The organism is Polaromonas sp. UC242_47 (assembly GCF_044452385.1).
Lineage (GTDB): Bacteria > Pseudomonadota > Gammaproteobacteria > Burkholderiales > Burkholderiaceae_C > Polaromonas.
In genome coordinates, this window is record NZ_JBIOAO010000001.1 from 1,989,071 (window position 1) to 2,002,942 (window position 13,872).

The window sequence follows — 13,872 nt, forward strand, 5'->3', positions numbered from 1 at the left end:
AGCAGGGCAACTTTGGATGTAGGCGGCGGTTGTTTGGGCGCCCCAACGCCGGTGATACGCGCCTGCCGGCGAGGGCCGATCACTGAGGGATTCACCCGAGAGCGGTTTCCGGCTGGCGAGGCGTAAACTGGTCAGGCCTCCTGGCCTTTGTTGTGCCGCCGCAGGAGGCAAGGAGACGCACTTGCAGCCAACCAACGTAGCCAAGCCCTCGTATTTCCACAAGGTCGTCGATTGCCAGTGGGCCTGTCCGGCCCACACGCCGGTTCCCGAATACATACGCCTGATTGGCCAGGGGCGTTACAGCGATGCCTACATGGTCAACTGGGTCTCGAATGTCTTCCCCGGGATCTTGGGCCGCACCTGCGACCGACCCTGTGAGCCGGCATGCAGGCGCAGCCGGGTCGAGGAGGGCGGCGGCGAGCAGCCCGAACCGGTGGCGATTTGCCGGCTCAAACGTGTTGCGGCCGACATGAAAGACGACGTCAGCAAACGCATGCCCAAACTGGCGCCGAAAAACGGCAAACGGATTGCCTGTATAGGCGCCGGCCCGGCCTCGCTGACGGTGGCGCGTGACCTGGCACCGCTGGGTTACGAGGTCACGGTGTTTGATGGCGAAGCCAAAGCCGGCGGTTTTATCCGCACACAAATCCCGCGTTTTCGCCTGCCCGAATCGGTGATCGACGAAGAGACTGGCTACATCCTGGACCTGGGCGTGATTTTTAAAAGCGGCCAGCGTATCGAGTCAATAAAAGGCCTGTTGGAGGATAAAACCGACGGCGGTTACGACGCGGTGTTTGTCGGTTGCGGCGCGCCGCGTGGGCGCGATCTGGAGCTTCCCGGCCGCCGGGACATTACGGACAACATCCATATCGGCATCGACTGGCTGGCCTCGGTGTCTTTTGGTCACGTCACAAGCATAGGCAAACGTGTGATTGTGCTGGGGGGCGGCAACACGGCGATGGACTGCTGCCGCTCGGCGCGGCGCCTGGGCGGCACCGACGTGAAGGTGATTGTGCGCAGCGGCTTCGACGAGATGAAGGCCTCGCCCTGGGAAAAAGAAGACGCCCAGCACGAAGGTATTCCCATCATCAATTTTCACGTGCCCAAATCCTTTGAGCACACCCATGGCCAGTTGACCGGCATGACCTTCGAAGTGGTCAAGGCGGTTTATGACGCAGAGGGCAAACGCAGCCTGGTGCCTACCGGCGAGCCGGATGTGCTGGTTGACTGTGATGCCGTGCTGATCGCCGTGGGCCAGGAAAATGCTTTCCCCTGGATAGAGCGCGACAGCGGTATCAACTTCGACAAACACGGTTTGCCGGTGCTGGGCAAAGAGACCTTCCAGTCGACGGTGGCCAAAGTGTTTTTTGGCGGGGACTCGGCGCTGGGGCCAAAAAACATCATCACGGCGGTGGCGCATGGGCATGAGGCGGCGGTGTCGATAGACCGTTTTCTGAATGGCGAAGACATCCGCCAGCGGCCGGATCCCATGACCAATTTGATGTCCACCAAGATGGGCATCCATGAGTGGAGTTACGACAACGACACCTCCAACGACGCACGTTTCAAGGTGCCCTGGGCCAAGGCCGAAATGGCGCTGGCGAATATCCGGGTGGAGGTGGAGCTGGGTTTTGACGCCGCCACGGCCTTCAAGGAAGCCGGGCGCTGCCTGAATTGCGACGTGCAAACGGTGTTCACCGCGCCGGCCTGCATCGAGTGTGATGCCTGCGTCGATATCTGCCCGATGGACTGCATCAGTTTTACCGACAACGGCGACGAGGCCGACTTGCGCACCCGCCTGAAGGCGCCGGCACTGAACCTGGCGCAAGACCTGTATGTTTCGGGCGAACTCAAGACCGGGCGTGTCATGGTCAAGGACGAAGATGTCTGCCTGCACTGCGGTTTGTGCGCCGAGCGTTGCCCGACCGGCGCCTGGGACATGCAGAAGTTTTTGCTGGAGCCGGTGCAGGCCGGTCCGGCCTGCCGCGATGCAAGCAAACCTGTGGTTCGCGCAGGAGGGGTTCCCGCATGAAAAGAATAGAAGCCGTCAACGACTTTGTCATCAAGTTCGCCAACGTCAATGGTTCGGGCTCGGCCTCGGCCAATGAGTTGTTTGCCAAAGCCATTTTGCGCATGGGTGTGCCGGTCAGCCCGCGCAATATTTTTCCCAGCAACATCCAGGGCCTGCCGACCTGGTATGAGGCGCGTGTTTCCGACAGGGGTTACCAGGGCAGGCGCGGCGGCATCGACATGATGGTGGCCATGAACCCGCAAACCTGGGACGCCGACCTGGCCGAGCTGGAGCCGGGCGGTTACCTGTTTTACGACAGCACGCGGCCCCTGCCGCCGGACAAGTTTCGCGACGACATTCATGTGATAGGCATGCCGCTGACGGAAATTTCCAATGCGGTGTATTCAGACCCGCGCCAGCGCCAGTTGTTCAAGAACATCATTTACGTGGGTGCGCTGTCGGTGCTGTTGCAGATAGAAGCCGAGGTGCTGGAAAAACTGTTTGCCGAGCAATACAAGGGCAAGGAAAAACTGCTGGCTTCCAATGTGCAGGCCCTGCATTTGGGGCGCGACTTCGCCAGCGAACACTTGCAGGGCCCGCTGGGCATTCGTGTGCAGCGCAGCGACAAGGTGGGCCAGAAGATTTTTGTCGATGGCAACAGTGCCGCGGCGCTGGGCTGTGTGTATGGCGGCGCCACCGTGGCGGCCTGGTACCCGATCACACCGTCTTCTTCGGTGGCCGAGGCCTTTCAGTCCTATTGCGCCAAATACCGGGTGGATCCCGAGACCGGCCAGCACAACTACGCCATCGTGCAGGCCGAAGACGAAATCGCCTCCATAGGCATGGTGGTGGGCGCGGGCTGGAATGGCGCACGCGCTTTCACCGCCACCTCGGGGCCTGGGGTGTCGCTGATGACCGAGTTTCTCGGGCTGGCTTACTTCGCCGAGATACCGGTCACCATCATCAATGTGCAGCGCGGCGGACCATCGACCGGCATGCCGACGCGCACCCAGCAGGCCGACCTGATCTCCTGCGCTTATGCCTCGCATGGCGATACCAAGCATGTGCTGCTTTTTCCCGAAGACCCCCACGAGTGTTTTGAACATGCGGCGGCGGCGCTGGACCTGGCGGACCGCTTGCAAACGCCGGTGTTTGTGATGACCGACCTGGACATCGGCATGAACCAGCGCCTGTGCGAACCCTTCAACTGGGATGACAGCCGCAGCTATGACCGCGGCAAGGTGATGACGGCCGAGGAACTGGAGGCGGGCAAGGACTTCGGCCGTTACAAGGACGTCGATGGCGATGGCATACCCTGGCGCACCTTGCCCGGCACCCATCCGACCAAGGGCAGTTATTTCACGCGCGGCACCACGCGTAATGCCTACGCACAGTATTCCGAGCGTGGCCCGGACTACATCTACAACGTGCAGCGGCTGTTGAGAAAGTTCGAGACCGCCGCCACCTTGGTGCCGCAGCCGGTGTTGCGCCTCGCCGCGCGCAAGACCCGGCTGGGTGTTATTTATTTCGGCTCCACCAGTCCCGCCATGCATGAGGCGCTGGACGTGCTGGGCGAAGCCGGCATCCATCTGGACGCCATGCGGCTGCGGGCCTTTCCGTTTCCGGCCAGCGTGGCGCAGTTCCTGGCCGCGCACGACAAGGTGTTTGTGATCGAGCAAAACCGCGATGCACAAATGCATTGCTTGCTGGTCAACGAGGGCGGCGCGGAGCCGGCCCGCCTGGTGCGGGTGCTGCATTACGACGGCACACCCATCACCGCACGATTCATCACCCAGGCCATCTCGCAACATCTGCAGGGCGCTGGGGTGAACCCGCCGAAAATGTCGAAAGCGAGCGCATCATGACCTACCTGGCAAAACCGCGGCTGCACCACCCTTCCTTGACCGAGAACAAGGTCGGTTACACCCGGCGCGACTACGAAGGGAAAATCTCCACCTTGTGTGCGGGCTGCGGCCACGACTCAATCTCGGCCGCCATCATCCAGGCCTGTTGGGAGCTGGATATCGAGCCGCACCGCGTCGCCAAACTGTCGGGCATAGGCTGCAGCTCCAAGACGCCGGATTATTTTCTCGGCGCCTCCCACGGCTTCAACACGGTCCATGGCCGCATGCCCTCGGTGTTGACCGGCGCCAACCTGGCCAACCGGGAGCTGCTCTACCTCGGCGTGTCGGGGGATGGTGATTCGGCGTCGATTGGCCTGGGCCAGTTCGCCCATGCGATGCGGCGCGGCGTCAACATGGTCTACATCGTCGAGAACAACGGCGTCTACGGCCTGACCAAGGGGCAGTTTTCGGCCACGGCGGACCAGGGCTCCAAGAGCAAGAAGGGTGTGGTTAACAGCGACAACCCGCTGGACCTGGTGGCCCTGGCGCTGCAACTGGGCGCCAGCTATGTGGCGCGCGGTTTTTCAGGAGACAAGGCGCAACTGGTGCCCTTGATCAAGGGCGCCATCGCGCACGGCGGTGCGGCTTTCATCGACGTCGTCAGCCCCTGTGTGGCCTTCAACAACCATGCGGGCAGCACCAAGAGTTACGACTATGTGCGCGAGCACAACGAGGCGGTCAGCCGCATCGATTTCATCAGTGCGCGTGACGAGATCACCACCAGTTATGCGCCGGGCGAGGTGGTCGAGGTGGTGCAACACGATGGCTCCAGCCTGCGTTTTCGCAAGCTGCGGGAGGACTACGATCCGACCGACCGCTACGCGGCGCTGGCCTACATGAATGCGCACCAGGCCCGTGGCGAGGTGGTCACCGGCCTGCTTTACCTGGACCCGCTGGCGACCGATTTACATGTGGCGCTGAACACCAGCGAGACGCCGCTGAACCGGCTGGACGCCGCCGCGCTGTGTCCGGGCGCGCAGGCCCTGGACAAGGTCAACCAATCCCTGCGCTGACTTGTCTCTCGACAGGAGGGTCGCCATGGCTGAACGTACCGTGTTTCAATCCATCCCGCACCGGCATGTGGTCAGCCTGCCGCCGCAGGCCAACGTTTGGGAGGCGGCCTGCGTCATGACCCGGGCCAACTGCGGCAGCGTGCTGATCATCGATACCGCAGGCGTCATGTTGGGCATTCTGACCGAGCGTGACCTGATGACCCGCGTGCTGGCCAAGTCCCTGGATGCGGCGAAGACGCTGGTGTCCGAGGTGATGACGCACCACCCGCAATGTGTCCCGCCCGAGATGACGGTGTCGGACGCCGTCCTGATCCTGCTGGAGCGCGGCTTCCGGCATTTGCCGATTGTTTCTTCGACGGGTCAGATCCTGGGTGTTTTCTCGATCCGTGATGCCTTGCCGCGCGAGATTGACAGCGCCGCCAGCCTGGCCGAGTTTCGGGATTCGCTCAACGATGCGCTGGGCTGAGCGCAGGCTCTAACCGCCGCTTGTACCGGGATCGCGCTTGGCGCGCGCGCGGGCCAGGGCGGCTTCGATCACGGCGCGCTTTTTGTCGATCACGGCCGGATCGGTGTGTTGCGTGTGGGCCGGCAGGTCGGCAAGCTTGGCCTGCGCTTTTTTCTTCAAGCCTTTTATCGTTCTCGCCCTTGCTGCGTAGGCGCCTCAAGCTATGAAATTCATAGCGTTTGCCAGCCTGCGCAGCTTCGGGCGCTGACCAGGCGGCCCAGCCGGTGCGTTCGCCCGTGACGTTTTCCAGGCTGATGCAATCCACCGGGCAGACCGGAATACACAACTCGCAGCCGGTGCAATAAGGCTCAATCACGGTGTGCATGAGTTTGTTGCTGCCGACAATCGCGTCGGTCGGGCAGGCGTCCAGGCACAAGGTGCAGCCTATACACCAGGCTTCATCGATAACGGCGAGCTGGCGCGGGCCTTCGCTGCCGTTCTCGGGGTTCAGGGCGGTCACCGGCCGGCCGGTGATGGCCGCCAGCCGGCTGATACCTTCGGCGCCGCCGGGCGGACACTGGTTGATCTCGGCCTGGCCGGCGGCAATCGCCTCGGCATAGGCCGCACAGTCAGGGTAGCCGCAGCGGGTGCACTGGGTTTGCGGCAGGACGGCGTTGATTCTTTCGGCGAGCAGGTTCACGGGGCCATCATATAAGAAGCAGGGCGCAGCATCAGGCTTTGCCGGCCGCTTTGGGTGCTCTCTTTTTGGGAGCTGCTTGCGCACGGCTGGTGGGGGCTGCAGCCTGATTATTCTCAAGAATGAAGGCCTTGACCTGCGGATACACCACGTCGCGCCAGCGGCGGCCGCTGAAGATGCCGTAGTGACCTGCACCCGGAACTTCCAGGTGTTTTTGTTTGGCTTTTGGGATGTTGTAGCAAAGGTCGTGGGCGGCTTCGGTCTGGCCAGCGCCGGAGATGTCGTCGAGTTCACCTTCGACCGTGAAATGGGCCGTGGTCGTGATGTCTTCTGGTCGCACGCGCTCCAGCTGGCCGTCGACAGCGCGTACATCCCAGGTGCCGTGGACCAGTTTGAACTCCTGAAACACGGTCTTGATGGTGTCCAGGTAGTAGTCCGCGTCCATGTCCAGCACGGCGTTGTATTCGTCGTAAAACTTGACATGGGCTTCGGTGCTGGCGTCGTCGCCCTTGAGCAGGTTCTCGAAGTAGTCAAAGTGACTGCTGGCGTGGCGGTCCGGGTTCATCGCGACAAAACCGGTGTGTTGCAAAAAGCCGGGGTAGACGCGGCGCCCGGCGCCGGGGAAGTTACCCGGCACGCGGTAAATCACGTTGTTCTCAAACCACTCGTAACTCTTGTTCGTGGCCAGGTTGTTGACGGCCGTGGGTGACTTGCGTGCGTCAATCGGCCCGCCCATCATGGTCATGGACAGCGGCGTGGTCTCGCCGCGGCTGGCCATCAGCGAGATCGCTGCCAGCACCGGCACGGTGGGCTGACAGACGCTGATGACGTGGCAGTTGCCGTAAATGCCCTGCAGGTGGGCAATAAACTCCTGCACGTAGTTGACGTAGTCGTCGAGGTGGAAAGCACCTTCGGACAGCGGCACGGTGCGGGCGTTTTTCCAGTCGGTGATGTAGACCTTGTGGTCTTTCAGCATGGTTTTGACCGTGTCGCGCAGCAGGGTGGCGTAGTGGCCCGACAAGGGCGCGACAATCAGCACGGCGGGCTGGCCCTTGAGTTGGGTCAGGGTGGCCGGGTCGTCGGTGAAACGTTTGAAACGGCGCAGTTCGCAAAAAGGTTTGTCGATCTCCACCCGTTCGTGGATGGCGATGTTGGCGCCCTCGGCCTCCACCGTGGTGATGCCGAAAGCGGGTTTTTCGTAGTCTTTGCCGAGGCGGTAAATCAGGTTGTAACCGGCCGCCATGCGCTGGGCGAAGGGGTTCTGGCCCAAAGGCGAGGACGGGTTGCTGTAGATTTTTGCCGCGGCCTGGGCAAAGTCGACAAAGGGCTCCATCAGCGAACGCTGGGTTTCATAGACTTGGTAAAGCATGGCAAAAACCTTTATGCAACGGAATATGTTGCGCTGCAGCAAATAATAGCAGGTGTGCTTATTAATTTTTGGAGGGCAAACACCAATACAGGCACCCGCCTGGCCATCCGTCCGCTTTGTCACGATTTCAGCGGGAGGCATGGCGCCACCCCTTGTTATTGCCTTTTGAGAAAATACTGATAAAGACTTACCATGCAACGCCGATATTTCACAAAAGCTGCCGCCGGCAGCCTGCTTGTACCGAATGGACTGTTTATGACCGAGATCGCCGGCGCTTCCGCGCAAGACCTGCTGACTTCCCTGAAAAAAACCGACCGCATGCCGGTGATGTTTGTGGGCCACGGCAGCCCCATGAATGCGATTGGCGACAACGAGTACCGGCGCAGCTGGCAGGTGCTGGGTGCCGAGTTCGGCAGCAAATACCCGGTGCCGCAGCTGATTTTGTGTATTTCGGCGCATTGGCTGACCGAGGGCTGGTGGTTGACCGCCATGGACAAGCCCAAAACCATCCATGACTTTGGCGGCTTCCCGCAGGAGCTGTTTGACCAGCAATACCCGGCGCCAGGCCATCCGACGGCCGCGCGGGCCATCAGCCACCTGGTGCGCCAGCGGGCGTCCGCGCCTTTGGGCCTGGACGTGGGCGAGTGGGGTTTGGACCACGGCACCTGGTCGGTGCTCAAGCCCATGTTTCCCGGCGCGGACATCCCGGTGATCCAGCTCAGCATGGATTACGGCCGTGCGCCTGACGAGCACTATGCGCTGGCCAAACAGCTCAAGGCCTTGCGCGAGCGTGGCGTGTTGATTGTGGGCAGCGGCAACATCGTGCACAACCTGCGCCAGATGCAGCGCGGCGCGGCCGGCAACCAGGCGTACGACTGGGCGCTGGAGTTCGACCAGACCATGGGCGGTTATTTGCAGCAGGGCAACCTGGACAGTTTGCAAAACTTCCAGAAACTGGGCTCGCTGGCCAAAATGGCGCACCCGACCCATGAGCATTTCCTGCCGCTGTTGTATGCGGCGGGTGCGGTGGATGCCAAAGAGCCGCCGCGCTTTTTCAACACCAATTTCCAGGGCGGTTCGATTTCCATGCGCTCCGTGGTCTGGGGCTGATCTTTACGCGCCGCGCCCCGCAGGAGACAAGCACATGCCAAGCCGCCAAACGGTTCAGGACTTCATCGCGCTGGTGGAGCAGGGCCAGTATCTTGAAGCGATCGAACAGTTTTACGCGCCTGACGCCAGCATGCAGGAAAACAGCCAGCCGCCGCGTCGTGGCCGGGAGACGCTGCTGGCTTATGAACGCGCCGTGATGGCGGCCTGTAGCGCCATGCGTACCTTGCCGGTCGAGTCCTGGCTGGTCGATGGCGATTTTGTGGTGATCCACTGGGTCTTCGAGTTCACACGGCTGTCGGGCAAAACCATGCGTATCGACGAACTGGCGCACCAGCGCTGGTTGGGCGACAAAATTGTGGAAGAACGCTTTTTCTACGACCCCGTCGCCGCGCTGACGGAGTAGCCTTTGCTATAAATTAAGTAGCTGCTTGCGACCGTTGGATAAGGGCTAGAGGCATTTTTTATACATAAAGAGCGGCTGAGGGCGCGGTATCGGCCGGATCCGGCATGCGCAGCCAGTGCCAGCGCGCCTGATAGTCCCGCACTTTCTTTTCGTACAAGGGACCGTGATCGACGGAGGGGTTGGCCCGCAGCATGCCTTGGTACAAATCGTCCAGGCCATACGGGGCGTACACCGTGGTCTGGCCGTCTTGCTGGCGCAAACCCACACTGGTGCTGCCGACCAGAAAGCGGTCTATGCCTGCGCAGGCGCTTTGCAGCGGCGGGCAGGGCCGGCCGAAATAAGCCGGGTACCAGGTGTGTACCCGGGCCTGGTTTTTCAGTTCCAGCTGCGCATCCAGGCCGGCAAAACAGGTCTGGGCCCGTTGGTTGATGGCCAACTCGCCGGCTTCGGACAAATCGTCCGGGTCAAAATAAAAGATGTCGTAATCGCGGATACCGGCTTGCGGCGGCCGGCCGGACAGCCGGTTCCACACGGTCTGGAACAGGCAGCCGCCGACCAGCCAGGCGTCCAGCAGAGCCAGCTCGGCCAGACGCTCCAGCAGGACGCGGTTGCAATTATTGTGCAGCGCGTCCTGCACAAAACGCTGCTGCAAGGCGTCCATGGCGCTTTACAGCACCTTGGCGATGGACGCGCAGACGTGGTCTATGTTCTGGCTGTTCAGCGCGGCCACACACATGCGGCCGGTGTCGGTGCCGTAGACGCCGAACTCATTGCGCAGGCGCACCATCTGGTCCTTGGTCAGGCCAGAGTAGCTGAACATGCCGATCTGGGTGGTGATGAAGCTCATGTCTTCCTTCACGCCAGCGGCTTTCAGGCCATCAACCAGCTTCTGGCGCATGGCCTTGATACGCACACGCATTTCGGCCAGTTCTTCTTCCCACTGGGCGCGCAGGGCAGGGTCGTTCAGCACATTGGCCACCACGGTGGCGCCGTGGATCTGCGGATTGCTGTAGTTGGTGCGAATCACCACCTTCATTTGCGACAGGACGCGGTCGGCTTCTTCCTTGCTTTCGCACAGGACCGACAAGGCGCCGACACGTTCGCCGTAGAGGCTGAAACTCTTGGAAAATGAGGTCGCGACAAAAAAGTTCAGGCCAGCCGCGACAAACTTGCCGATCACGGCGCCGTCTTCTTTGATACCGTGGCCAAAACCCTGGTAGGCCATGTCGAGGAAAGCCGTGAGTTTGCGGGCCTTGACGGCGGCGATCACCTGCTCCCACTGGGCGCTGGTGATGTCATAGCCGGTCGGGTTGTGGCAGCAGGCGTGCAACACGACGATGGTGCCTTCGGCCGCGGCATTCAGAGCGGCCAGCATGCCGTCGAAGTTGACGCCGCGTTTGGCCGCGTCGTAGTAAGGGTAACTTTCCACCACAAAGCCGGCCTGGGCGAACAGGGCGCGGTGGTTTTCCCAGCTGGGGTCGCTGATCAGGACTTTGGCGTTGGGGCTGAGTTTTTTCAGGAAGTCGGCGCCAATCTTCAGGCCGCCGGTGCCGCCTATGCCCTGGGCCGTGGCGATACGGCCGCTTTTGACCGGCTCGCTGTCGGCGCCAAACACCAGGGCCTTGACGGCCGCGTCATAGGCGGCCACGCCGTCCATGGGCAGGTAGCCGCGTGGTTTGGGGTGTTCCATCATGGCTTTTTCGGCGGCCTGCACACATTTGAGCAGCGGCAGCTTGCCCTTGTCGTCGTAATAGACGCCCACACCCAGGTTGACCTTGGCCGGGTTGGTGTCGGCATTGAATTGTTCGTTCAGGCCCAGGATGGGGTCGCGGGGGGCCATTTCGACTGCAGTGAACAAAGACATGGAGATCCTTAAAAAGTAAAAAAGTCGTATGCTGCTCGGTTGCCCGTAATTTTAGCGGGGCTGGACTGAGGTTTTTATGCCAGAAGCTGTGGACGTCATTACTAATACGTTTGATTCACCCAATTCCCCACCTGTGGGCAGGTTTGCCACCTTTCCCGACTCGCCCTTCGAGCTGTTCATGCCTTACCCGCCGGCGGGCGACCAGCCGGTGGCAATTGAGCAACTGGTGGAAGGCATCAACGACGGTGAGGTCTTTCAGACCCTGCTGGGTGTGACCGGCTCGGGCAAAACCTTCACCATGGCCAATGTGATCGCCAGGCTGGGCCGGCCGGCGATTGTGTTTGCGCCCAACAAAACCCTGGCCGCGCAGCTGTACAGCGAGTTCCGCGAGTTTTTCCCGAAAAACGCGGTGGAATATTTCGTCAGTTATTACGACTATTACCAGCCCGAGGCCTATGTGCCGCAGCGCGACCTGTTTATTGAAAAAGACTCGGCGATCAACGAACACATTGAGCAGATGCGGCTGTCGGCCACCAAAAGTGTGCTGGAGCGGCGCGACACCATCATCGTGGCCACCGTCAGCGCGATTTACGGCATAGGCGCACCGGAAGACTATACGCAGATGCGATTTATCGCGCGCTCCGGCGACAAGATGAACCAGCGCGATGTGATCTCGCGCCTGATTCGTATGCAATACGCGCGCAACGACCAGGATTTTTCGCGCGGCACCTTCCGGGTGCGCGGTGACGTGATCGATCTGTTTCCAGCCGAACACTCGGAGCTGGCGATCCGCATCGAGCTGTTTGACGATGAAATCGAGTCGCTGCAGCTGTTTGACCCGCTGACCGGCCGGATTCGCCAGAAAGTCCCACGTTTTGTGGTTTATCCGAAAAGCCACTACGTCACGCCGCGCGACAAGGTCATGGCTGCGGTGGAAACGATCAAGATCGAGTTGTCCGAACGTGTCAAGCAGTTCGTCAGCGAAGGCAAGCTGGTCGAAGCCCAGCGCATCGAGCAGCGCACGCGCTTTGACCTGGAAATGCTCAGCGAAATCGGCCATTGCAAAGGCATCGAAAACTACACCCGCCACCTCAGCGGTGCGCCGCCCGGCTCGGCGCCCTCGACCTTGTGTGACTACCTGCCCAAGGACGCGCTGATGTTCCTGGACGAAAGCCACGTCATGATTGGCCAGCTCAACGCCATGTACAACGGCGACCGCGCGCGCAAGACCACCCTGGTCGAATACGGCTTTCGCCTGCCCAGCGCGCTGGATAACCGGCCGCTGAAGTTCGAGGAATACGAAGCCAAGATGCGCCAGGCGGTATTTGTCTCGGCCACGCCGGCCGCCTACGAGAAAGAGCATGCCGGCAAGGTGGTCGAGCAGGTGGTGCGGCCCACCGGCCTGGTCGACCCGGAAGTCGAAGTCCGGCCGGCCACGCACCAGGTGGACGACGTGTTGCAGGAAATCCGCATCCGCGTCGATAAAAACGAGCGCGTCTTGATCACCACCTTGACCAAACGCATGGCCGAGCAACTGACCGACTACCTGACCGACAACGGTGTCAAGGTGCGTTATTTGCACAGTGATGTGGACACGGTGGAGCGGGTGGAAATCCTGCGTGACCTGCGGCTGGGCACGTTCGACGTGCTGGTCGGCATCAACTTGCTGCGTGAAGGCCTGGATATTCCCGAGGTCAGCCTGGTGGCGATTCTGGACGCCGACAAGGAAGGCTTTTTGCGTTCCGAGCGCAGCCTGATCCAGACCATAGGCCGGTCGGCCCGTAATCTGAATGGCCGGGCGATTTTGTACGCCGACCGCATCACCGACTCGATGAAAAAGGCGATGGACGAAACCGAACGCCGCCGCAACAAGCAGATCGCTTTCAACCTCGAGCATGGCATCACGCCGCGCAGCATCGTCAAACGCATCAAAGACCTGATCGACGGCGTTTACAGCGAAAAATCAGGCAAAGAGGCCGAAAAACTCGAAATCCAGAAAGCCCTGGTCGAGGATATGAGCGAAAAAGACATCGCCAAAGAGATCAAGCGCCTGGAAAAACTGATGATCGAGCATGCGAAAAACCTGGAATTTGAAAAAGCCGCGAAAGTCCGTGACCAGTTGCATGTGCTCAAGGCCCAGGCGTTTGGCGCCCCGGGCATAGACAACGTGCCGCTTTAAGGGGGCTGGTCAGGCGGGCGGGGAGGGGCCTGAAAGCGGCGCAAAGCGACCTCGACGGAACAGACCGCCAGAAACTGGATCAAACCCGGCTCTGGGTGTCAGGGAACCCCGGGGCCATGTGTCCCGGACCCGCCTTGGCCGAGTCGGCGAGTCACCTGTGTTATACTTGACGAAAACAGTCAAGAACAACCATGTGACAAAAAAGACCCCGTCGCCAAGCAGGCCGATTGGCCGGGGTGGGTGGAGAAAAAGTTCCTTGTAAGCCATAAGCTCTACAGGGTGAGCCAAACGATAGTCAAGCCAACTTCAAAAGGAGCTTGAAAATGCGCCTCACTACCAAAGGCCGCTTTGCGGTCACAGCAATGATCGACCTGGCTTTGCGCCAGAACAATGGTCCCGTCACGCTGGCGGCTATCAGCCAGCGCCAGCAAATTTCCCTTTCCTATCTGGAGCAGTTGTTCGGCAAGCTGCGTCGCCATGAGCTGGTCGAGTCGACCCGTGGCCCTGGTGGCGGCTACACGCTGGGCCGCAAGGCCGCCGACATCACGGTGGCCGATATCATTGTGTCGGTGGACGAACCGATTGACTCCACCCAGTGTGGTGGCAAGGAAAACTGTCTCGGTGACGGTGGCCGTTGTATGACACACGAGCTGTGGGCATCGCTGAACAGCCGCATGGTCGAGTTTCTCGATTCCGTGACCCTGCAAAAGCTGGTGGACGACCAGCTGGCCAAGGGTGTCGTGGTGGAAAACACCCCCATGGTGAAAAAAGCCATCTTTACCGCGCCGGTGGCCAAACCCATGCGTATCAATGCACCCAACTCGGTGTTTGCCCTGGGCAACGCATTCTCGAAATCCTGATCAGGTATCGCCGGCAT

General features: G+C 60.9%; 12 protein-coding genes. 8 read left to right on the forward strand and 4 right to left on the reverse strand.

Going from position 1 to position 13,872, the window contains the following annotated elements; genetic code table 11:
* The first annotated feature begins 181 nt into the window (after positions 1-181).
* From ACHMXK_RS09750 to ACHMXK_RS09765, 4 genes are read left to right on the forward strand one after another with little or no spacing between them, the layout of a single operon-like run.
* Positions 182-2,032 (forward strand): FAD-dependent oxidoreductase, encoded by a 1,851-nt coding sequence (locus ACHMXK_RS09750; protein WP_397439822.1) that lies wholly within the window; start codon positions 182-184, stop codon positions 2,030-2,032.
* Positions 2,029-3,876: a 2-oxoacid:acceptor oxidoreductase subunit alpha gene (locus tag ACHMXK_RS09755; protein ID WP_397439823.1), complete on the forward strand. Its 1,848-nt coding sequence runs from the start codon at positions 2,029-2,031 to the stop codon at positions 3,874-3,876. The genes ACHMXK_RS09750 and ACHMXK_RS09755 overlap by 4 nt, the downstream gene beginning before the upstream one ends.
* Positions 3,873-4,928: a 2-oxoacid:ferredoxin oxidoreductase subunit beta gene (locus ACHMXK_RS09760; RefSeq protein ID WP_397439825.1), complete on the forward strand. Its 1,056-nt coding sequence runs from the start codon at positions 3,873-3,875 to the stop codon at positions 4,926-4,928. Before ACHMXK_RS09755 ends, ACHMXK_RS09760 begins: the two co-directional genes overlap by 4 nt.
* 25 nt (positions 4,929-4,953) lie before the next feature.
* Positions 4,954-5,394, forward strand: coding sequence for a cyclic nucleotide-binding/CBS domain-containing protein (locus ACHMXK_RS09765; RefSeq protein ID WP_397439827.1), 441 nt, complete (start codon positions 4,954-4,956; stop codon positions 5,392-5,394).
* Here ACHMXK_RS09765 and rsxB read toward each other — a convergent pair.
* Together rsxB and ACHMXK_RS09775 are read right to left on the reverse strand one after the other, a co-directional pair.
* Positions 5,375-6,073, reverse strand: coding sequence for an electron transport complex subunit RsxB (rsxB, locus tag ACHMXK_RS09770; RefSeq protein WP_397439829.1), 699 nt, complete (start codon positions 6,071-6,073; stop codon positions 5,375-5,377). The two genes, ACHMXK_RS09765 and rsxB, sit on opposite strands and share 20 nt — an antisense overlap.
* A gap of 31 nt (positions 6,074-6,104) precedes the next feature.
* Positions 6,105-7,439, reverse strand: coding sequence for a polyhydroxyalkanoate depolymerase (locus ACHMXK_RS09775; RefSeq protein ID WP_397439832.1), 1,335 nt, complete (start codon positions 7,437-7,439; stop codon positions 6,105-6,107).
* Between the two features lie 255 nt (positions 7,440-7,694).
* Here ACHMXK_RS09775 and ygiD point away from each other — a divergent pair, with 255 nt between their 5' ends.
* On the forward strand, positions 7,695-8,549 hold the full coding sequence (ygiD, locus tag ACHMXK_RS09780) for a 4,5-DOPA dioxygenase extradiol (RefSeq protein WP_397439834.1): 855 nt from the start codon (positions 7,695-7,697) through the stop codon (positions 8,547-8,549).
* Between the two features lie 34 nt (positions 8,550-8,583).
* On the forward strand, positions 8,584-8,952 hold the full coding sequence (locus tag ACHMXK_RS09785; RefSeq protein WP_397439836.1) for a nuclear transport factor 2 family protein: 369 nt from the start codon (positions 8,584-8,586) through the stop codon (positions 8,950-8,952).
* Between the two features lie 58 nt (positions 8,953-9,010).
* On the opposite strand, the gene ACHMXK_RS09790 is transcribed toward ACHMXK_RS09785, so the two are convergent.
* Positions 9,011-9,613 carry a nucleotidyltransferase family protein gene (locus ACHMXK_RS09790; protein ID WP_397439838.1) on the reverse strand — a complete coding sequence of 201 codons (603 nt, stop codon included), beginning with the start codon at positions 9,611-9,613 and terminating at the stop codon, positions 9,011-9,013.
* Between the two features lie 6 nt (positions 9,614-9,619).
* Entirely contained in the window at positions 9,620-10,816 is a 1,197-nt protein-coding gene (locus tag ACHMXK_RS09795) for an amino acid aminotransferase (RefSeq protein ID WP_397439840.1), read from the reverse strand.
* Between the two features lie 76 nt (positions 10,817-10,892).
* On the opposite strand from ACHMXK_RS09795, the gene uvrB reads away from it, so the two are divergent.
* Both uvrB and iscR read left to right on the forward strand, forming a co-directional pair.
* A complete protein-coding gene (gene uvrB / locus ACHMXK_RS09800; protein ID WP_397439842.1) occupies positions 10,893-12,995 on the forward strand; it encodes an excinuclease ABC subunit UvrB in 2,103 nt (700 codons plus the stop codon).
* A gap of 323 nt (positions 12,996-13,318) precedes the next feature.
* Complete coding sequence (gene iscR / locus ACHMXK_RS09805) at positions 13,319-13,855, forward strand: Fe-S cluster assembly transcriptional regulator IscR (RefSeq protein ID WP_305599100.1); 537 nt, start codon at positions 13,319-13,321, stop codon at positions 13,853-13,855.
* Positions 13,856-13,872: the final 17 nt, after the last annotated feature.